Source organism: Streptomyces sp. NBC_01549 (assembly GCF_026339955.1).
GTDB lineage: Bacteria > Actinomycetota > Actinomycetes > Streptomycetales > Streptomycetaceae > Streptomyces.
In genome coordinates, this window is the sequence record NZ_JAPEPW010000001.1 from 2,487,830 (window position 1) to 2,509,001 (window position 21,172).

The following is a 21,172-nucleotide window of genomic DNA, read 5'->3' on the forward strand; positions in this document are numbered from 1 at the left end:
AGGAGAAACGTTATGGATCGCACCTGTCGACCCGATGTTGTTTCGATTTCGCCCCCCACGAAATCGAGCCGAAAACACGTCAAAAATGAGCCGTCCTATCCTCCAAGAGTGTTCATCACAGAACTCACAACGGGGGCCCACATGGAATTTCGACTGCTAGGACCGGTCGAGGCGAGCCGGGGCGGCACCGTCGCCGCGCTGTCGGGATCGAAGATCCACACGGTGCTGGCGGCGCTGCTGCTGGCCCGCGGCCGGGTCGTGTCCGACGCCCGCCTCAGCCACCTGCTGTGGGGCTGGTCGCCTCCCGCGACGCTGAACTCGCAGATCTACACCTACGTCTCGCGGCTGCGCAAACAGCTCGGCCCCGATGTCGAGATCGCGCGGCAGCAGCCAGGATATGTACTGCGCCCCGGAAACAGCAGCATCGACTTTCTCGAATTCGAGCGGCTCGACCGGCTCGGCCGGGAGGCGTTGCGGCAGCGAGACTACGAAACGGCCGGCAACTTCCTGAGGGACGCACTCGAACTCTGGCGGGGGCCCGCGCTCGCGAACGTCACCGAATTCCTTTCGGAAGTCGAGATTCCGCAATTGGACGACGCCCGCGCGGCGACCCTGGCAAACCGGATCGAGGCCGATCTCGCCCTCGGCCGGCACCAGGAGATCACCGCCGAGCTGACCGGTCTGGTGACCCGCCACCCCACGCGCGAGAAGCTCCGCTCGCAGCTGATGCTGGCCCTGCACCGCTCGGGCCGGCAGTCCGACGCCCTGCATGCCTACCACCACGGCCGCCGCATCCTCGCCGACGAGCTCGGTGTCGACCCCGGCGCCGAGCTCGAAGCGACGTACCACATCGTGCTGCGCGGCGAGCGGACCCCGCCGCCCGCCACCGCGGCGCCCGCGACGCTGCCCGCCGACACCGTCGCCTTCACCGGCCGGGAAGACCAACTCGCCTCCCTCTGCGAGCTGGTGAGGCCCACGCCGGGCCGCGACGCCTGGCGCCCCCGGCGCTTGTTGATCACCGGCATGCCCGGCATCGGCAAGACCGCGCTCGCCGTACGGGCCGCGCATGCCAGCACCGAGCACTTCCCCGACGGGCAGCTCTACGCCGATCTGCGCGGCCCCGACGGCACCCCGAAGGACCCCTGCGACGTCCTGCTGCGGCTGCTGCGGGCGCTCGGCGAGACCGGTCTCGACCGGGAGAGCCACATCGCCGACGACCTCGACGAGCTGGTACGCCGCTACCGCACCCGCACCGCGGGCAAGCGCCTCCTGCTGGTGCTCGACAACGCCTCCGGCGACCTCCAGCTGGGCCCACTGCTGCCCGGCAGCCCCGACATCGCGGTCATCATCACCGCGCGGACCCCTCTCACCGAGACGGTCGGCGCGCACACCACGGTGCTCGGCCCGCTGGACGACGCCGCCGCGCACGAGCTGCTGCGCACGGCGGCCGGTCCCGGCCGGATCGACGCCGCACCCCAAGCGGCCCGGGAGATAGTGGCGCACTGCACGGGGCTCCCGCTGGCGCTGCGGATCGCGGGAGCCCGGCTCGCCGCCCGGCCGCACTGGTCGCCGGACCGGCTCGCCCAGCGGCTCGCCGACCCGCGCACCCGGCTGCTCGAACTCCGCCTCGGCGACCTCGATGTACAGCGTTCCCTGGGCCGGCCGCTGGAGGGGCTCGACCGGCCGAGCCGGGCGCTGCTCGGCCGGCTGCCGCTGCTTGGTCGAGAGCCCTTCCACGCAGCGGCGGCCGGGGTGGCGTTCGGCACCGGTGAGGCCGCGGCCGAAGAAGTCCTGGAGCAGCTGGTGGACCTCTCGATGCTCGACCTGTGCGGCATCGACCGCCGCGGCCTGCCGCTGTACCAGCTGCACCCTCTGGTGCGACTGCTCTTCCAAGGGCCGCTGGAGGACGCCATCGGGTCCGGATCCCTGCCCGGTTCCGCCCCTCGCTCCACCCCGCTCCCCGCGCCCGGCTTCGGTCTCGTCAAGGCGGGCTGACACTGGACAGGAGCTCGGCGGGGCGGCTCAGGCCGGCATCGGGGCGGGGGTCGCGACGCGGGCGACGCGCGGGCGGGCGAGCGCCCGGTACGGCTCGACGCCGAGCGCCAGGGACAGGTCGAGGCGAGCCGCGTTGAAGAAGATCTCCTCCCCGGCGAGCAGGTCCGGGTCGACCACCAGTTCCAGCTCCGGGTGGAAGCTGAACGGCACGATCGAGCCGCTGACGCAGCCCGAGAGCCTCTCGGCGGTCTCGCGGGACGCGAAGGCGGTGTCGGTACCCCCGAACAGCTCCTGGACGCAGGCCATGTCGACGCGGCGGTCGCCGGGCACCACCGCCAGCACGTAGCGGCGTCTTCGGCGGCCCGTGCCCACCCTCACCACCAGGCACTTGGCAGCCTGTTCCAGGGGGTGGCCACGCAGCTCCGAGACGAGGTCGGTGCGGCCCTCGGGGGCGTGCCGGATCAGCCGGTACGGGACGTGGGCGCCGTTCAGCAGGGAGAGCAGGCGACGCGAGGTGTCGGTGCGCGGGACTTCGGCGCGGGTGGCCCCGATACGCGGGACCTCGGCACGCGGGACCTCGGCACGCAGGACTTCGGTGCTCATGCGAGGTCCGACCGGCCGGTTCGGGCGGTGGCCGCCGGCACGGTCCAGCTCTGGTCGGCGCCGACGGAGGCGGCGGCGCGGCCGAGCGCGGTGGGCGGTACGGGCGAGTCCACGACGAGGCCAGCCAGGGCGGTGGTGCCGGCGGCGTCCCTGGCGACCTGCATGGCCGCGATGTTCACGCCCTCGTCGGCGAACTCGCAGCCGATCAGACCGACCGCGCCCGGCCGGTCCGGGTAGCGCAGGAAGGCGAGGTCGCCGGAGAGCGGCAGCTCCAGCTCGTGGCCGAGCACCTCGACGAGCTTCTCCTGGAGGCGGACACCGGCCAGGGTGCCGCTCACGGTGACGACCCGGCCGTCGGGAAAGATGCCGCGCAGGGTGACGGTGGAGCGGTGGCTCCCGCCCCCCTGGTGGGTGGTGAGCCGCGAGGTCAGGCCGCGCTCCAGGGCGACCAGCGGGGCGTTCACATCACTGACCGCGCCCCCGGCGACGGTCTCCAGCAGGCCCTTGAGCGCCCCGAGTTCGAGCACGCCGGCGTCCAGCTCGGCGATCTCGCCGTGCAGCTGGATCTCCAGCTGGGCGGGGACGCCGCCCACGGCCCGGGTGAAGACCCGGCCGAGCCGCTCGGTCAGCGGCAGCCACGGGCGTACCGCGTCGGGGACCGGGCCGCCCTGCACGTTCACCCCGTCCGGCACGTGATCGCCGGCCAGCGCGAGCCGCACCGAGTGGGCGGCGGCGATGCCCGCCTTCTCCTGCGCCTCGTCGGTGGAGGCGCCCAGGTGCGGGGTCACGACGACGTTGTCGAGGTCGAACAGCGGCGATTCGATGCACGGTTCGGCGGCGTACACGTCGAGTCCGGCGCCCGCGACGCGGCCCTCCTTGAGCGCGGCGTACAGCTCGTTCTCGTCGACGATGCCGCCGCGCGCGGCGTTGACGATACGCACGGTGGGCTTGACCTTGCGCAGCGCCTCGAAGCCGATCAGGCCGGTGGTCTCCGGGGTGCGCGGCAGGTGGACGGTGAGGAAGTCGGCCTGGGCGAGCAGCTCGTCGAGCGAGAGCAGCCGCACACCGACGGCGGCCGCGCCCGCGGCGGTCACGTAGGGGTCGTACGCCGCCACGTCCATCCCGAAGGCGGCCATCCGCTGGGCGACGAGGGTGCCGATGCGGCCGAGGCCGACGACGCCGAGGACCTTGCCGGCCAGCTCGACGCCGGACCACCGGCTGCGCTGCCAGGCGCCGGTCTTCAGGGCCGCGTCGGCCTGCGGGATGTTGCGGGCGACGGACAGCAGCAGGCCGACGGCCATTTCCGCGGCGCTGGTGATGTTGGACGTCGGGGCGTTGGCGACGAGAACGCCGGCCTCGGTGGCGGCCGGGATGTCGACGTTGTCGAGGCCGACGCCGGCCCGGGCGATGACCTTGAGGCGGGGCGCGGCGGCGATCGCCTCCCGGTCCATCCGGGTGGCGCTGCGCACGAGGACGGCGTCGGCCTCGGCGAGCGCGGGCAGCAGGGCCGCACGGTCGGCGCCGTCGACACGGCGGATGTCGACGTCCCAGCCGAGCGCCTCCACGGTGGCCGGGGAGAGCTCTTCGGCGAGCAGGACGACGGGGCGCGGGGAGCGCACGTTGGCACGGTGACGGATCACGGTCTGGCCTCTCGGTGAGTGCTGTCTGCTGACGTGCTCGGGCATAGGGGCAGCCGCCCCTCTGGGGGCCTGGCGGGCCCGGGATGATCTAGTAGCCGCCCCACTGGACGAGCAGTTGGGCGCGCTCCGCCTCGTCCATCAGATCGATGCGGTGCACGGGCGTCGCCGGGTCGTCGGCGAAGGCCCGCAGCACCTTCGCGGTGCGGCCGAGGAACTTCGCCGCCTCGTCGGCCCCATGGGTGTCGGGGCGGTGGCCGAGGCGCATGGTGAGTGCGCCGCCGGGCCCTGGGACGGCGACCAGGCGCAGCGGATAGTGCGTGGCGTCGTCGACCCCGATGCCGGTGAGCCTGGGGCTCGCGAGGCCGCCGGAGAGGGCGTCGAGGTCGAGCGGGTAGTTGACGAGCATGGTGGTGGTGTCGAACAGCTGGCCGGTGCGGGCGAGTTGCTGAATGCGGCCGAGCCCAAGGTGGTGGTGGTCGATGAGTTCGGCCTGTTCGCTCTGGAGGCGGGCGAACACGTCGAGGAGGCTTGCCCCGCCGGGCACCCGGAGCCGTACGGGCAGGGTGTTGACGAAGAGGCCCACCATGCGTTCCATGCCGGCGAGTTCGGAGGGACGCCCGGAGACGGTGGTGCCGAACACGACGTCGTCGCGTCCGGTGGCGCGGGCCAGGACCAGCGCCCAGGCGCCCTGGAGCAGGGTGTTGAGGGTGAGCCCGTGCCGCCGCGCCTCGTCGGTGAGGCGGCCGAGCAACTCGGCGGGGAGCTCCTCGATGACGGTCTCCTGCGGGACGGGGTCGCGGTCGGCCGCCTCGGGGGCGACCAGCAGCGGGCCCTCGAGTCCGTCGAGGTGTGCCGCCCAGGCGGCCTCGGCGGCGGCGGTGTCCTGTCCGGCGAGCCATTCCAGGTGAGCCACGTGCGGGACGGGCCGGGGCAGGCCTTCGGCGCTGCCGCGTGCCCACAGGGTGAACAGCTCCTCCACGAGGACCGGCGTCGACCAGCCGTCCCAGGCGATGTGGTGCCCGGTGATGATCAACTGGTGTCGTTCGGCGCCGAGCCGCAGCAGTACGAACCGGAGCAGCGGTGGCCGGGTGAGGTCGAAGCGACGGGCCCGCTCACGGGCGGCCACCGACGCGGCCTCGGCGGCCCGGTCCCGCTCGGGGAGCGCGCCGAGGTCCACCTCGGCCCAGGGCAGGGCCACTTCGCGGTGGACCACCTGGGCCGGGACGGTCAGGCCCTCGTGGTGGAAGCCGGCCCGCAGTGCGGTGTGCCGGGCGACCAGGCGTTCCCCGGCCCGCAGCAGCGCGGCCGTGTCAAGCGGGCCTTCCAGGTCGAGGCGTACCTGCGTGGTGTAGACGTCGAGCCCCTCCCCCGCCTCGGCGGCGTGGAAGAGGAAGCCCTCCTGGAGTGGGGTGAGGGGCAGGATGTCGGCGGGGCTCGGGGCGGTGGCCTCCAACTGCTCGATGTCGTCCTGAGTGAGCCCGATCAGCGGCAGGTCGGACGGGGTGCGCCCGCCCGCGCCCGGCCGGTCGGCGAGGAGGGCGAGGGCGTCCAGTTCGGCGAGCCACAGGTGGGTGAGTTCGGCGGTCTCCTCGGGGGTGAAGAGCTCCCCGGGAGTGGTCCACACGGCGTGCAGTTCGGGGCCGGAGGGGGTCTCCTGGGCCAGTACGTGCACTTCGAGGGCGTACGGCGTGGGCATGCCGGGGTCGGCTCCGTGCGGCAGCGCCGCGGACGGCAGGATCCGCCAGCCGCCGCCGGTGGCCGCAAGGTCGTCGCCGATCCTGCCGAGGTAGTTGAACAAGATCTGGGCTCGCGGCAGTCGGGCGTCCGCAGGGTGTGCGCGCAGTTGTTCCTTGACCCGCTTGACCGCGCCGGGCAGGTCGGCGCCCGCGGGGGTGAGCAGGGCCGGGCGGACCTCGGTGAACCAGCCGACCGTGCGGGACAGGTCGCGGGCGTCACCGGTGTCCCGGCCGTGCCCCTCGATGTCGACGGCCACAGACCTCGAGGGGCCGCCCCGCTTGACCCGCCAGGCGTCGACGGCCCGGGCGAGCGCGGTGACCAGGAGATCGTCGGGGCGGCCGTGGAAGGCGGCCGGCACCGCGCCGAGCAGGTCATCGGCGAGGTCGGCCGGGACGACGAGCCGGGTGTGCCGGGCGGAGGCGAAGGTGTCCCGCCCGGGGTCCACGGCGCGCGCGCATGTCCGGTAGGAGGCCGGGACCGGGGCGAGGGCAACCGGGCGGCCCTCGGTGAGGGCGGCCGTGGCGGCGGCCAGATCCGGCAGGACGATCCGCCAGGACACCCCGTCGATCACCAGGTGGTGTGCGCAGAGCAGGAGTTGGTCCGGTTCGCCGTCGGGGGTGATCAGGCGTACGGCGCGCAGCATCACGCCGCGCTCGGGGGCGAGCCCGGCACGGGCCGCCTCGGCGGCGGCGGTGACGGCGGCCGTACGCTCCGGGGCGCCCTGGTCCGGGAGCTCGGCGCGGGCCAGGCGGATCGGGGTGGCGCCCGGGGCGCCCGGGGCGGGGATCGCGAAGTGCGGCTCACCGTCGCCGCGCACCAGAGTGGCGCGCAACAGGTCGTGCCGGTCGGCCACGGCCTGCAGGGCAGCGGTGAGGGTACGGTCGTCGAGTCCGGCGGGCAGCTCCACCAGGACGGCCTGATGGAATCCGTCGAACTTGCCGCCCCCGGCGAGGAGTTCTTGGCCGAGTGGGCTCAGCGGGGCCGAGCCGAGGCCGGCGTCCGGGGCTTCGGCTGCCGGCTCCGCGGCGGCGTCGCGCGCGGCTTCGGCGAGCGCGGCGGCGGTGCGCAGCCGGAAGACCTCGCGGGCCGTGACGACCAGTCCGGCCTCACGGGCCCGGGAGACGACCTGCATCGCCATGATGGAGTCGCCGCCCAGGTCGAAGAACGAGTCGTCGGCGCCGATCTCGGAGAGGTCGAGCAGCTCGGCGAAGGCGGCGGTGAAGACCCTCTCGCGGCCGCCCGCGGCGCTGCGCCCTGAGCCGGTCGGCGTCTCGGGGGCGGGCAGTGCCTTGCGGTCGGCCTTCCCGTTCGGCGTCAGCGGCAGCTCGTCGAGCACGACGATCGCCGAGGGCACCATGAACTCCGGGAGGACCGCGGCCAGTTCGCCGCGCACTGCTTCCTCGTCGAAGCCGGTGGCCACGACGTATGCGACGATGCGCCGCGTGCCGGGCCGGTCCTCGCGGACGACGACGACCGCCTGGGCGACGTACTCACCTGCGGTCAGGGCGTTCTCGATCTCGCCGAGCTCGATGCGCAGGCCGCGCACCTTCACCTGGTGGTCGGTGCGGCCCACGTAGTCCAGTACGCCGTCGGCTCGCCAGCGCACCAGGTCACCTGTGCGGTACATGCGTGAGCCGGGCGCCCCGAACGGGTTGGCCACGAATCGCTCGGCGGTCAGGCCCGGGCGGCCCGCGTAGCCGCGCGCGAGGCCGGTGCCCGCCAGATACAGCTCGCCCGGGACCCCGGCCGGGACCGGGCGCAGGCCGCCGTCCAGGACGTACACCTGGGTGTTGGTGATCGGCGTGCCGATCGGCACCGAGCGAGCGTCCGGCTCGGGGCGGCACTCCCAGGAGGTGACGTCGACGGAGGCCTCGGTCGGCCCGTACAGGTTGTGCAGCCCGACGTCCGGCAGCACCTCGTGGAAGCGGAGCTGCTGGTCGAGCGGGAGCGCCTCGCCGCTGCACACCACGCGCAGCAGGCCGGTGCAGCGCGCGGCGGCGGGTTCGCGCAGGAACGCGGCGAGCATCGACGGCACGAAGTGCACGGTGGTGACCCGGTGCCGGACGATCAGCTCGGCGAGCTGCTCGGCGTCCTTGTGGGCGTCCGGTGGCGCGACGACGAGGGTGGCGCCTTCGAGCAGCGGCCAGAAGAACTCCCACACGGAGACGTCGAAGCCCGCCGGGGTCTTCTGGAGCACCCGGTCCCGGGCGGTGAGCCGGTAGCGCTCCTGCATCCAGCTGAGCCGGTTGACGATCCCCCGGTGCGGCACCGCGACGCCCTTGGGGCGGCCGGTCGAGCCCGAGGTGAAGATCGTGTACGCCGTGTCGTCGAGGGACGCGACCGGGTGGCCGTGTGCGGCGGGCCGGGTCCGGGGCAGCCCCGACAGGTCGAGGGTGTCGAGGTGGCGGACCGGGACGTCGGTGGCCGGCAGCCGGACGGCCGTGCCGGTGGTGGTGAGCACGGCGACCGGGGCGCCGTCCTCGAGGAGCTGGGCGATGCGGCCCGCCGGGTAGTCCGGATCGACGGGCAGATAGGCGGCGCCCGCCTTCAGCACGGCGTACAGGGCGACGACCAGTTCGAGGGAGCGCCGCACGGCGACCGCGACGAGCCGGTCGGGGCCCGCCCCGTCGGCGATCAGCAGCCGGGCCAGCTGGTTGGCCCGGACGTCGAGTTCGCGGTAGGTGAGCGAGGTGTCGCCGAAGACGACGGCGGTGGCGTCGGGCGTGCGGTCGGCCTGCGCCTCGAAGCGCTCGATGAGCGTGGCGGTGGGCCGCGGGCCCTCGGTGGCGTTCCAGGTGGTGAGCAGCCGGTGCCGCTCCTCCTCGGACAGTACGTCGATGGCGCCGACCGGGCGGGTGGGCTCGGCGGCGATGGCCTCCAGGACACGGATGAGCCGGTCGAGCAGGGTCGTCGCCTCGGCGGCGCCGACGACGTCGGTGCGGTGGCCGAGGCGGAGGTCGAGCCCGTCGCCGGGGGTGACGGCGAGCCGCAGCGGGTAGTGCGTGGCGTCACCGATGCCGTAACCGGTGAGGCGGAGCCCGCCGCGCGAGAGCAGGCCGTCGAGGGCCATGTGGTCGAGCGGGAAGTTCTGGAAGACGGTGGTGGTGTCGAAGAGGGTGCCGTGCCCGGCGGCCCGCTGGACGCTCACGAGGCCGAGGTGGTGGTGGTCGAGCAGTTCGGCCTGTTCGGCCTGGAGCCGGGCGAGCGCGGTCAGGGCGGGCTCGTCCTCATGGAACCGGATCCGGACCGGGACGGTGTTGAGGAGCATCCCCACCATCCGTTCCGCTCCCGCGAGCTGCGCCGGACGGCCGGAGACCGTGCCGCCGAGGACGATGTCGTCGCGGCCGGTGAGCCGGCCGAGCAGCAGGCCCCAGGCGAACTGGACCACCGTGTTGGCGGTGACGCCGTGCGGGCGGCCGTGCTCGGCGAGCCGGTCGGCGACCGCGGCGGGGAGCTGCGCCCTGACCTCGTCCTGCGGGGCGGGCGGCAGATCGGCCGCGTGCGGGGCGTACAGGGTGGGTTCGGCGAGCCCGTCAAGCGCGGCCGCCCAGGCCTTCTCGGCGCCCGGCCGGTCCTGGGCACGCTGCCAGGCGAGGAAGGAGCGGTACGGGACGGCCGGGGGCAGTGCCGCGTCCGGGCCGTCGGCGTACAGCGTGAACAGCTCGGTCAGCAGCAGCGGCACGGACCAGCCGTCCCACAGGATGTGGTGGGCGGTCAGCACCAGCCGGTGCCGCCCGGCGTCGAGCCCGAGCAGCGCGAACCGCAGCAGCGGTGGACGCGACAGGTCGAAGCCCCGGGTGCGCTGGGCCGCGGCGAGCCGGGCGGCCTCGTCCTCGCGCTCGTCCTCGCCGAGTCCGTCGAGGTCGAACTCCTCCCAGGCGAGGGGCACATGCCGGTGCACCAGTTGGACCGGACGCTTGAGCCCCGCGTGCCGGAAGGCGGCGCGCAGCGCGGTATGCCGGGCGATCAGCCGCTCGGCAGCCGAGCGGAGCGCGGCCCGGTCGAGCGCACCTTGCAGGTCGATCCGGATCTGAGTGGCGTACACGTCCACGGCGCCCGCGGCCCGCGCGTCGGCGGCGTGGAGCAGGAAACCCTCCTGGAGCGGGGAGAGCGGCAGCAGCTCCTCGATGCCCTCGGGAAGGGCGCGGGCGGGGCGCGCGGCGGGCGCGGATCTTGATGCCTCGACGGCCGGGACCGGCCCGCGTGGCGTCTCCCGCGGCGTCTCCCGTGCTGTGTTCGGTGCCGTGCTCTGTGCCGTCGGTGTCATGTCAGTGCCCCGCTTCCACGGCCAGGTCGGCGTCAGCCAGGCCGAGCTCGTCGGCGAACCCGGCTTCCAGTACAGCCAGTTCGTCGTCGTCCAGCTCGATGAGCGGCTCGTCGGAGAGGGCCGGGGCAGCCGGCGCCGGCCGTGCGGACTCGGCGATCGCTGCGGCCGTGCGCAGCCGGAAAACGTCGCGGGCGCTGATCACCAAGCCGGCCTCGCGGACCCGGGCAACCACCTGCATCGCCATGATGGAGTCGCCGCCCAGGTCGAAGAAGGAGTCCTCGACGCCGGCCCCGGCGATGCCGAGGACCTGCTGGAAGGCGGCCGCGAGGATCTCCTCACGGGCGTCCGCCGGGCCCCGGCCGCCACCTGCGGTGGGGGCCTCGGGGGCGGGCAGCGCCGCGCGGTCGACCTTGCCGTTCGGCGTCAGCGGCAGCTCGTCGAGCGCCACGATCGCCGAGGGCACCATGAACTCAGGTAGCCTGCCCGAGAGTTCGGCGGTCAGCCGCTCCGGCCGGAGGTCCTCGCCGACGACGTACGCCACCAGGCGGCGGGCACCGGGGCGGTCCTCGCGGACGAGGACGATCGTCCGGGCCACGCCGTCGAGCGCCATCAGGGCGGCCTCGATCTCGCCGAGCTCGATGCGGAAGCCGCGCACCTTCACCTGGTGGTCGGTGCGGCCCACGTACGCGAGTACGCCGTCGGCGCGCCAGCGCACCAGGTCTCCGGTGCGGTACATGCGCGAGCCGGGCGCCCCGAACGGGTCGGCGACGAACCGCTCGGCGGTCAGACCCGGGCGGCGCACATAGCCGCGCGCCAGGCCCGCGCCCGCCAGGTACAGCTCGCCCGCGACCCCGGCCGGGACCGGGCGCAGGCCGCCGTCCAGGACGTACGCCCGCATGTTGTCGAGGGCGGCACCGATCGGCGGCACGTCGTCGACGGTGTCGAGCGGGAAGTGGGTGGCGTAGGTGGTGGTCTCGGTCGGCCCGTAGACATGGGCGAGCGCGAGCTCGGGGCAGGCCTCGCGGACCCGGCGCATGGCGGCGGGGGTGGCGGCCTCGCCACCGGTCAGGACGGTGCGCAGGGGCGCGAAGGCGGCCGGGTCCTCCCCCGCGATCAGGTTGAACAGGGCGGTGGTCAGGAAGACCCCGGTGAGGCCGTGGCGGGCGGCGAGCTCCCGCAGGCCCGGCGCGTCGAGCCCGGCGGGCGGAGCCACGACGATCTGGCCGCCGGAGAGCAGCGGCACCCAGATCTCGTAGGTGGAGGCGTCGAAGGCGTGCGGGGAGTGCATGAGCAGGCGCTCGTGGGCGCCGCCCCGCCAGCGCCGGTCGGCGGCGAACGCGGCCACGTCGCGGTGCGCGACGGCGACACCCTTGGGCACGCCCGTCGAGCCGGAGGTGTAGATGACGTACGCCAACTGGGCGCTGTCGATGGGGATTTCCAGGTTGCCGGGATCGGCGTCGGCATCGGCGGCGTGGGCGGTGGTGCCGGCGACCCGCAGGACGGTGACGTCGGCGGCGAAGCCGAGGGCCGCGTCGTCCCGGTCGGTGATCAGGACCGGGGCACCGGTGTCCTGGAGCACCCAGCCCATCCGCTCCGGCGGGTACCCGGCGTGCAGCGGCACGTACGCGGCGCCGGACTTGACGACGGCGAGGGTCGCCACGACGACGTCCGGCGAGCGTTCCAGGAGCATCGCGACGGGGGTCTCCGCGCCGACGCCCAGCGCGGTGAGGCGGCGGGCGAGGGCGTTGGCACGGGAGTTGAGCTCCCGGTAGGTGATCTCCCGCTCGCCCACGGCGATCACGACCGCGTCGGGGGTGCGGGCGGCCTGCCGCTCGAAGAGGGCGGCGAGACTGTCGTCCGGCACCGGGTACGCGGTGTCGTTCCAGCCGTCGAGGAGCTGGGCCAGGGAGTCGGCCGGCAGCAGGTCGACCGTGGCGAAGGAGCGGTCGGGTGTCTCGGTGACCTCCTCCAGGAAGTGCAGGAACCACTCCTGGCAGGCGGCGAGGTCGGCGTCGGTGTAGCGCTCGGGGTTGCCGTCGAAGTCGATGCGCAGGCCGGTGCCGTCGCCCCGGTCGTAGAGGGCGACGGACAGGTCGTCGACCGGGCCGAGGCCCAGGTTGTGGATGTCGGCGCGACAGCCCGCGAACCTCAGCTCGTAGTCGAACGCCATGATGTTGACGACCGGGCCCATCAGGCTGTGGTCGCTGCCGGTCAGGCCCAGGTCGCGGCGGAGGTCCTCGTAGCGGGCCCGCTGGTGCTTGAGCGCGCCGCGCGCCTCCCGGGTGACCCGGGGCATCAGCTCACGCATGGAGTCGCCTGGGGCGACCTCGATGCGCAGCGGCAGCACGTTGGAGGCGAGCAGCGGAGTGCGGCGGATCGCGGGGGTGGCGCGGCCCGTGACCGGGAGGCCGACGACGACCTCGCGCTGTCCGGTGACGCGGTGCAGGAACGCGGCGGTGGCGGCGACGGCGAACAGCGGCCAGCGGGTACGGCAGCCGCGCGCGGCCACGGCGAGGCGGTCGGCGTACTCCTGCGGCAGCCTGCTGGTGCGGCGGATCCGCACGGCGGGCGGGGCCGCCGCGGCGCCGGGGCCGCCGGAGAGGTGGTCGCTGAGCAGCGCGGGTGCGGGCATCCCGGCGAGCCGCCCGGTCCAGTACTCCCGGTCGGCACCGGCCTGTTCGCCCGCGCGGTACGCGGCGTCCTCGGCGAGGGTCTCGGCGAGCGGGGCGAACGGTTCGAGGCCGCCCTCGACGGCGGTGATGCCCGCCAGCTCCGTGTAGGCGTCGGCGACCTTGCGGGAGATCAGCGAGCCTCCGAAGCCGTCGATGAGGATGTGGTGGACGCGCTGGTAGTAGAGGAAGCGGTCGTCGGCGACGCGGAACAGCGCGAACGTACTGAGGTGGCCCTCGGCCAGGTCGATCGGGCGCTCCATGTCGTCGTCGATCCACGCCCGGGCGGCGTCGAACGCCTCCGGTTCGGTGCGCAGGTCGAAGTACGGGAGCCCGGGCAGCGGCCCGTCGTCGACGAGCTGCCAGAGGCCCCCGTCGGGGTCCTCGACGACGCGGCGGACCCGCAGCGTCTCGGCGTCCGTGAGGAGCCGGTGCCAGGCGGCCTCCATCAGCTTCGGGTCGAGCTCGCCCATGATGTCGAAGTACTCGGCGATGTTGTAGGCGAAGCCGGTGCGGTCGAGGCCGTGCGCGAACCAGACTCCGGTCTGCGGCACCGACAGCGGCAGCCGCCGCAGGGCGGGAGCGGGCGGGTCGGACGGGTGGCGGTTCACGGGCGGGTCCCCCTGTCGGCGGGTGCGGTCACGGTCGTCGCGCGGACGGTCCCGGGCAGTTGGGCGGCGAGCCGGTCGGTGAGCAGCTGCATCAATTGCTCGCCCGCCGTCTCCAGGTAGAAGTGGCCGCCGGGCAGGGTGTGCACCTCGTGTCCGGCCACGGTGTGCCGCGCCCACTGGGCGGCGTCGTCCGGTGTGCAGGAGCGGTCGCTGTCGCCGGTGACGACGGTGACCGGGCAGGTCAGCGGGGCGCCCGCGGTGAAGCGGTACTCCTCGATGAGACGGAAGTCACCGCGCAGCACGGGCAGCGTCAGCTCGCGCAGCTCGGGGTTGTCGAGCAGGGCGGCCCCGGCGCCGCCGAGGGCGCGTACGTACTCCATGGCATCGGCGTCGCCGCTGAAGCTCACGGCGCGGCTGATGTCGATGTGCGGGGCCTTGCGGGCGGAGACGAACAGCCGGGTGGGGGCACCCGGGTGGGTGGCGCGCAGCCGGCGCGCGGTCTCGAACGCGACGGTGCCGCCCATGCTGTGGCCGAAGAACGCGGCGGGCTTGTCCAGGCGCGGTCTGATGGCCTCGGTGACACCTGCGGCGAGCTCTTCGAGGGTCTCGGCGAGCGGTTCGCCGTAGCGGTCCTGGCGGCCCGGGTACTGAACGGCCACCAGCTCGATGTCCGGCGGAGCGAGCCGGGCCAGCTCGCGAAAGGTACTGGCCGCGCCGCCCGCGTGCGGGAAACAGAACAGCCGCAGCCTGGCGGCCGGCCGGACGGCGAACACCCGCAACCAGTCGGTGCCGGTGGCGGCCTGGACAACAGTCATGAGCGCGGCAACTCCCTGCTCGTCAGCGGTGGTTCGGTGGAGGCGGTGAGATGCACCGCGACAACGGTGAAGCCCCGGACGGCTATCCGTCCGGGGCTTCACTCTGCCGGGAGTGCCTATATTTTTCCGTTACGCGACCATGACGGGGGACGTGAAGGCCCCGTACGGAGACGGCCCTCCAGGAGTCTCGTGAACTGCCGGTTCCCGGCAGGGCTTGGATAGGGCCTGTCCGGCGGATCATGCCGCAGACGCGGGGCTTGGCACGCCCTCCCCCAGAGGGGGTACCCCCAGCGGCGTTGTCGTCACTCGCCGACTCCCCCACTCTCGACTTCGCTCGAGCGGGGGGACCCCCATCGCGTCGACTCCCTCCTCCGCCTTGCAGCTGCACGCACCAAGCCCCGCTCACCTCTGCTTATGAGGCACCGCCGCTGCCCTCCGACTTGATCCGCCGGACAGGCCCTAGGCGGACTGGACGGTGACGTCGCCGCCCGCGCTGTGCGCCTTGACCTTGTTGGCCGAGCCGTCGTTGACCGGCACGTCGACCTTCTTGTTGCCGCCGTCGGTGGAGGCGTCGACGGCGTACGAGCCCTTGGGGAGTTTGACCGTCACGTTGCCGCCCTCGCTGTCGGCGTTGACGCTGGCGGGTGCCGTGCCGAAGGCCACGTCGACGTTGCCGCCGCCGGTCTTGGCGACGACGGTGCCGCCGAGGCCGGTGCCGGTGATGTCGCCGCCGCCGGTGCTGGCGTCGACCTGGACGCCGGCCGGCACCTCGATGCGGTAGTCCACGGAGCACTTGGAGGCGGAGCCGCCGCAGTCGCCGCCCTTGAGGGCCAGTGCGCCGCCGGAGACGGAGTGCTCGGTCTTCGGCTTGCTGTCGCTGTACTCCAACCGCTCGGTCACCTTGATCGCGCTGCCGGTGCCGGCCACGATCTCGATGTTCCCGCCGTTGTTGTCGACGCTCACCCCGGTGACCTTGTCGGTCACGTCGTACGACTGGCTGGAGCTGGAGGCGGACTTGCCGAGGCCGTCCGACTCCTGGCACCCGGTGGTGACGACCGCCGCGGCCGCCACGGTCACCGCGCACACGACGAACTTCTTGAGGCTCCTGCTGTCAATGCTCACGAGGATCTACCTTCTCATCTTCCGTGCGGGCGGTCGGCTTATCGGCGGGACGTGGCGAGGTCGGCGGACTCCGCCTCGGGCGCGGCGAGTTCGCCGGTGGCGGAGACGGGCGCCGGGGTGGCGGCCTCGGGGCGCTTGCCCCAGGCGCGGTCGCCGAGGAGGGTCAGCGCGGCAGGGAGGAGCAGGCCGCGGACGATGGTCGCGTCGATGGCGATCGCGGCGGCCATGCCGACGCCGAGCATCTTGTACTCGATGCCGGACATCGTGGCGAAGAGCGCGAAGACGGAGATCATCACGACCGCGGCGCTGGTGACGACGCCGGCGCTGGAGCCGACCCCGCTGACCACCGCGTCCTTGGCGCTGTCGCCGCGCTGCCACAGCTCGCGGACCCGGCTGAGGATGAAGACGTGGTAGTCCATGCTCAGGCCGAACAGGATCACGAACATGAAGAGCGGGAGCCAGCTGACGATTCCGCCGTAGGAGTCGAAGCCGAGCAGACCGCCCAGGCCGCCGTTCTGGAAGCCGAGGACGACCAGGCCGTAGGCCGCCCCGATGGAGAGCAGGTTGAGCGCGATGGAGACGAGGGCGACGACCGGCGCGCGGAAGGCGAGGGTCAGCACGACCAGCGCGAGGACCAGGACGAAGGCGAAGACCCAGGGGGCGCGGCCGCTGAGCGCGGAGGCGAAGTCGTGCTGTCCGGCGATGGAGCCGGTGACGGCGTACGCCAGGCCCTTGGTGTCCTTGAATGCCTTCGGCAGGGCGTCGTCGCGGAGCGTCCTGAGGGCGTCGGTGGAGACCTTGTCGGTGCCGGAACCGGCCAGCGGAACCTTGATGACCAGGGCCTCGCCGACCTTGTGGGTGGAGATCTGCTCGCCGAGGGCCGGGCTGTCGGCGGCCTCGCGGCGCAGTTCGGCGACGGCCGCGTCGGCCTTGCCGGTGGTGGCGCCCTCGCCCCAGACGACGACCGAGGCCGGGGCGGGACCGCCGGGGAAGGCCTCCTGAATGCGGACGCCGGCGTCGACGGCCTCGATGGAGCGCGGCAGCGAGCGGGTCTGGCCCGGGTCGGAGAGCTTCATGTGGAGCGCCGGCGCGGCCAGGGCGAGCAGCAGGACCACGGCGGCGCCGCCCATCAGCAGCGGCCTGCGCACCACGCCGCGGGCGATGGCGGTCCAGGTACGGGACTCGGTGGCGGCGGTGCGGCGGCGGCCCAGGAAGGGGATGCGCAGCGCGTCGACGCGGCGGCCGAGCAGGGAGAGGGTGGCGGGCAGTACGGTGACCGAGCCGAGGACGGCGAGGCCGACCACGAGAACGGTGCCGACGGCCATGCCGTTGAAGACGTCGATGCCGGTGATGAAGAGCCCGGCGACGGAGAGCATCACGGTGATACCGGAGACGACGACCGCGTGGCCGGAGGTGCGGGCGCTGGCCTCCAGGGCCTCGATGGCGGACCTGCCCGCCGCGCGCTCCTCGCGTTCGCGGCGCAGGTAGAAGAGCGAGTAGTCGACGCCGACCGCCATGCCGATCAGCAGGACCACGGAGGAGACCGTGCTGTTGGCGGGGATGAAGTTGCCCACGACGCCGAGCAGGCCGAGGGCGGCGAGCACCGAGGTGACGGCGAGCAGCACCGGGATGCCGGCGGCGACCAGGGCGCCGAAGACCACCAGCAGGATGATCAGGGTGAGCGGCAGCGAGGTCAGCTCCGCCTTGGCGAGGTCCTTGTCGGCGGCGTCGTTGACGGCCTTCTGCAGGGACAGGTCGCCGGCCTCGGCGATGCGCACGTCCGGGTTGGCGGCCTTGGTCTTCTGCACGGCGGCGAGCACCGATTCGAAGTGCGCGTCGACCTGCTCCTCGGGGCCCGCGACGGTGAGGCCGACCAGGCCGGAGTGGCCGTCCTTGGAGATCTGCTCCGCGCCCTCGGCGCCGAGGGGGGACGCCACGTCGGTGGCGGCGCCGCCGATCGCCTTCAGGTTGGCGACCAGGTCCCGGGCGGCCTGCTGCAGCCTGGCGTCGTCGGCGAACCTCGCGGAGGTCCGGTTCTTGGCCTCGACCAGCACGGACTCCTGGTAGGGCTCCTCGACGTCCTGGTCGCGGATGACTTTCTGGGCCCGGCCGGACTCACCGGGGTCGGAGGTCTGTGCGCCGGACCCGGCCGCACCGCCGATCAGCACGGCGAGCACCACCAGCAGGAGCCAGCCGCCGATCGTCTTCTTGGCATTGCGGGCGGACCAGCCGGCGACCCGTACGGTCAGCGGCCTTCGCCCTTCCCCCAGCGGTGACGTGGGGGGTGTCATGCTCGGCATGAGATGGTCTCCTATGCAGGGGAGTGCAGTGCGGTAGCGGACGCACGCCGGCCGGGGTCACGGCCTTCGGTTCCTAGGCCTTGCCGTGACACCAAGATCGGCTGTGCGGGACTTTCGTGTATTCCCTTGCCCGGGCCGCGCCACCGAGCGCCAACTCGGTGGTGCGGCCCACGGCACGCAGGGGGGTGGGACCAGGCCGCTCGGCCCTATTCGATCTCGCGCATCATCTTCTCCATCGAGACGATGGCCTGACGCGCCTGCGTGAGCTCTTCGGACGTACGGCGGTGAAGCTCCACGTTGTCCTCGAGCAGTTGGGCGTACTTGGCGGTGAGCCGGCGGTACTCGTCCTCCCGGGCGGCCAGCATGCGGGCTCGCCAGGTGGCGGCGATCTGCCAGACGATCACGATCAGCAGCAGGAAGACGCCGCCCGACGCCACGAGGCCCGTCGAGTCGCCGCTCCACGGATCACTGGCCAGCTTCACCGTCTCGTACCCGTTCACTTCGCTCCCTTTGTGGTGCTCGCGGTCTCGTTCTTGCTCTCGTCCTGATCGGTCAGGGTCCGGGCCGCGTCGGCCACGGTCTCGGGGGTCAGATGCAGGACGAAGGGGGTGACTTCGAAGTACTTCATCGCCTTACCGCCCTCCGACAGTTCGAGTACTCCGGTCACGAGCCCTGCCGCCTCGAGGCGCTGCAGATGCATATGGAGCAGCGGGCGGCTCATACCGATCTCGCGGGCGAGCCGACTGACGTAGTTACGCCCCTCCGACAGCGCCGCGACGATCCGCATCCGGTGCGGATTCCCGAGCGCTGCCAGCATCTGCAACACCTCATCACCGGTCGGGGTCAGGAATGTTTCCATCGCGACCTCTTTCATGTGTAAGAAAACCATGACAGGTGCCCGAGGTACCTGTCAACAGTTTCTTACACGTGAAAGACAGACGCTGTGGAGTTGTCCCGCTGCGCCGCATGGCGGAGCACCGGACCCATGGGGGCGTCCGGTGCTCCGAGCCTTCCGTGCGGCTCTATATCCCTTCGATATTCGGGTACGCCGACGACGGGCACCCGGAGTCGGCCCACGCCGCCGGGTGCCCGCCGACCGGGCCGGATCAGCCCTGCCGCTCCTCCGCGCCCATGCTGCGCACCGCGGGCGTGGCCAGGGCCACGAGGGCGAGGACGGCCATCGCGGCGGCCACGCCCAGAACGCTCCGGTACGTGCCCGCCGCGGCCAGCAGCAGCCCGCCGGCAAGGGCTCCCAGGGAGTTCATGCCGGAGCCGACGAGGCCGAACACGCTCATCGCGCGGCCCTGCATCTCGTCCGGGGTCACCCGGACCTGGTGCACCCCGGCGGCCACGTTGAGCAGCGCCCCGGCCCAGCTGGTGCCCGCGCACAGCGCGCCGAGAACCACCGGCTGCCCGGTCAGCGCGATCCCGGCGATCAGGCCCGCCCAGCCGAGCAGCGCACCGATCAGGATCGCGGGCAGCGGCAGCCGCTTCATGAACCAGGAGGCGGTCAGCGCGCCCAGGACGCCGCCGACGCCCTCGACGATCCCGATGACGGCCATGTACGAAGGCGGGTACCCGCCCTCCTTGACGATCAGCACCAGGGCCAGATTGAGGATCTGGAACAGCAGGTTGCTGCCGCCGACAATGACGATCGCGGCCCGCATGAAGCGCTGTCGCCACACCCAGGCGATGCCCTCGCCGATCTCGGCCCGCACCGACCGTCCGGCCTCCTCGTCCCGCTCGTCCTGGAACGACTTGGGGATGAGCAGCAGCGTGACCAGCGCGAAGAAGTGGGTGAACGCGGCCACCCCGAACGGCAGCCAGCGGAACGCCTGGAAGAGGACCGCCGCGCTCGGCTGCCCGAGCAGCCCAGCGGCCTGGCCGCGCGCCTCGTTCTGCGACAGCGCGGCCGACAGGTGGTCGGGGTGCACGACGTGGCGTACGGCGGCCCGCTCGGCGAGCTTGTAGAAGATCACCGCGCCGCCCTCCAGGAACGCCGCGGCCATCACGTGCGGCACCGACAGCACCCCGAACCACAGCGCGGCGGCCAAACTGCCCATCGAGACGAGCCCGACCGCGTCGCACACCACCATCAGCCGCCGCCGGTCCCAGCGGTCCACCAGCGCGCCGGCCGGCAGCAGCAGGAGCAGCTGTGGCAACAGTGCCGCCGAGCCGACCAGGCCGGCGTCGGCGGGCGAGCCCGTGTACCAGAGCATCAGCAGCGGGTACGCGGAGACCGCGGCTCGGACGCCGAACTGGGACAGTCCCGCGCCCGACCACAGCAGCAGGAAGTTCTTGTTGCGGCGCAGCGGGGGCGGCTTCTCGGTCTCCTCGGGGACCTCGGCCTGGTCGAGCAGGGTCACCGGCCCGCCGCCACGGCCATCGGCTCGGAACACGGGACGCCGCCGACGGTGCCGAGGCGGCACCACTCCAGGACCGCCATCGCGCTGTGCATCTTGTTCTCCGCCTGGTCGAAGGCGGTGCTGTGGCGCCCGTCCAGGACGTCGGCGGCCACCTCCTCGCCGCGGTGCGCGGGCAGGTCGTGCATGAAGACCGCGCGCGGGCTGGTCTTCCACAGGTCGGCGGTGACCCGGAACGGCAGGAAGCCGGCGCGCCAGTCCGGGTCGGCCTTGGCGGTGCCGGTGGTCTGCCAGCGCGTGGTGTAGATGACGTCGAAGTCGCCCGGGAGGGCGTCCATGTGGTGGTGCTCGACGACCGACGAGCCGGTCCGGGCGGCCTGTTCGTCCGCCCGGCGCCGTACCTGTCCGGCCAGCCCGTACCCCTGGGGTGTCCGCAGCTCCAGCGTGGTGCCGTTGAAGCGGCTCAGGCCGAGGGCGAGCGCGGCGGCGGTGTTGTTGCCCTCGCCGAGGTACAGCACCCGCAGCCCGTCGACCCGGCCGAACCGCCGCAGCAGCGTGGTGAGATCGGTGAGGCCCTGCGTGGGGTGCTCGTCCGCGCTCATCGCGTTGACCACCGACATCCGCCGCTGTGCGGCCCAGCCGCGCAGCTCGGCGGGGTCGCCCGCGGTCCGTGCGACCAGCACGTCCAGCATCCGGGAGAAGACCCGGCCGGTGTCCTCGGTGGTCTCGCCGGTGTTCAGCTGCAGGTCGTCCGGCCCGTACGAGAGGATCTGGCCGCCGAGCCGCAGCGCCCCGACCGAGAAGGCGGTACGGGTCCGGGTGGAGGTCTTGCGGAAGTAGACGCCGGTGACGGTGCCGGCCAGCGGGCCTCCGTGGGCGGCGGTGCCGGCGGAGAAGTCGGCGCCGCGGGCCACGATCGCGCGGAGTTCGGCGTCGGAGAGGTCGTCGAGGGAGATGAGGTGCCGAGGGGTCACTGTGTGCTCCTGGGTGCGTCGATGGCGGCCGGTCCGACGGGTTGGACCAACGAGGCCCTGCCGGACCGGCCACCGG

The 21,172-nt window shown here is 73.2% G+C and carries 12 protein-coding genes; 1 reads left to right on the forward strand and 11 read right to left on the reverse strand.

All coding sequences use genetic code 11. The features are described from left to right. Positions 1 to 141 precede the first annotated feature (141 nt). The gene (locus OG819_RS10860; protein WP_266649117.1) at positions 142 to 1,995 is read left to right on the forward strand and encodes an AfsR/SARP family transcriptional regulator; all 1,854 of its coding nucleotides are present in this window, start codon (positions 142 to 144) and stop codon (positions 1,993 to 1,995) included. A gap of 27 nt (positions 1,996 to 2,022) precedes the next feature. Here the strand turns inward: OG819_RS10860 and OG819_RS10865 are convergent, their stop codons facing one another. From OG819_RS10865 to OG819_RS10915, 11 genes are all read right to left on the reverse strand, one after another. After that, positions 2,023 to 2,598, reverse strand: a complete 576-nt coding sequence (locus tag OG819_RS10865; protein WP_266649119.1) for a YbaK/EbsC family protein — start codon at positions 2,596 to 2,598, stop codon at positions 2,023 to 2,025. After that, the gene (gene serA, locus OG819_RS10870; RefSeq protein ID WP_323139336.1) at positions 2,595 to 4,217 is read right to left on the reverse strand and encodes a phosphoglycerate dehydrogenase; all 1,623 of its coding nucleotides are present in this window, start codon (positions 4,215 to 4,217) and stop codon (positions 2,595 to 2,597) included. The genes OG819_RS10865 and serA overlap by 4 nt, the downstream gene beginning before the upstream one ends. Before the next feature lie 109 nt (positions 4,218 to 4,326). Next, positions 4,327 to 10,242, reverse strand: coding sequence for a non-ribosomal peptide synthetase (locus OG819_RS10875; RefSeq protein WP_266649121.1), 5,916 nt, complete (start codon positions 10,240 to 10,242; stop codon positions 4,327 to 4,329). A 1-nt stretch (position 10,243) separates the two neighbouring features. Then, on the reverse strand, positions 10,244 to 13,522 hold the full coding sequence (locus OG819_RS10880; RefSeq protein WP_266649123.1) for an amino acid adenylation domain-containing protein: 3,279 nt from the start codon (positions 13,520 to 13,522) through the stop codon (positions 10,244 to 10,246). Further along, a complete protein-coding gene (locus tag OG819_RS10885) occupies positions 13,519 to 14,337 on the reverse strand; it encodes an alpha/beta fold hydrolase (RefSeq protein WP_266649124.1) in 819 nt (272 codons plus the stop codon). Before OG819_RS10885 ends, OG819_RS10880 begins: the two co-directional genes overlap by 4 nt. Before the next feature lie 459 nt (positions 14,338 to 14,796). Next, positions 14,797 to 15,459: a hypothetical protein gene (locus tag OG819_RS10890; RefSeq protein WP_266627144.1), complete on the reverse strand. Its 663-nt coding sequence runs from the start codon at positions 15,457 to 15,459 to the stop codon at positions 14,797 to 14,799. Between the two features lie 38 nt (positions 15,460 to 15,497). After that, positions 15,498 to 17,750 carry an MMPL family transporter gene (locus OG819_RS10895; RefSeq protein WP_266649125.1) on the reverse strand — a complete coding sequence of 751 codons (2,253 nt, stop codon included), beginning with the start codon at positions 17,748 to 17,750 and terminating at the stop codon, positions 15,498 to 15,500. 215 nt (positions 17,751 to 17,965) lie between these two features. Continuing rightward, complete coding sequence (locus OG819_RS10900; RefSeq protein ID WP_257017301.1) at positions 17,966 to 18,196, reverse strand: hypothetical protein; 231 nt, start codon at positions 18,194 to 18,196, stop codon at positions 17,966 to 17,968. A 59-nt stretch (positions 18,197 to 18,255) separates the two neighbouring features. Next, a complete protein-coding gene (locus tag OG819_RS10905) occupies positions 18,256 to 18,618 on the reverse strand; it encodes a winged helix-turn-helix domain-containing protein (RefSeq protein WP_266627140.1) in 363 nt (120 codons plus the stop codon). Positions 18,619 to 18,865: 247 nt separating this feature from the next. After that, positions 18,866 to 20,125 carry an MFS transporter gene (locus OG819_RS10910; protein ID WP_266627138.1) on the reverse strand — a complete coding sequence of 420 codons (1,260 nt, stop codon included), beginning with the start codon at positions 20,123 to 20,125 and terminating at the stop codon, positions 18,866 to 18,868. Further along, positions 20,122 to 21,096, reverse strand: a complete 975-nt coding sequence (locus OG819_RS10915; RefSeq protein WP_266649126.1) for an ornithine carbamoyltransferase — start codon at positions 21,094 to 21,096, stop codon at positions 20,122 to 20,124. The genes OG819_RS10910 and OG819_RS10915 overlap by 4 nt, the downstream gene beginning before the upstream one ends. Positions 21,097 to 21,172 lie beyond the last annotated feature (76 nt).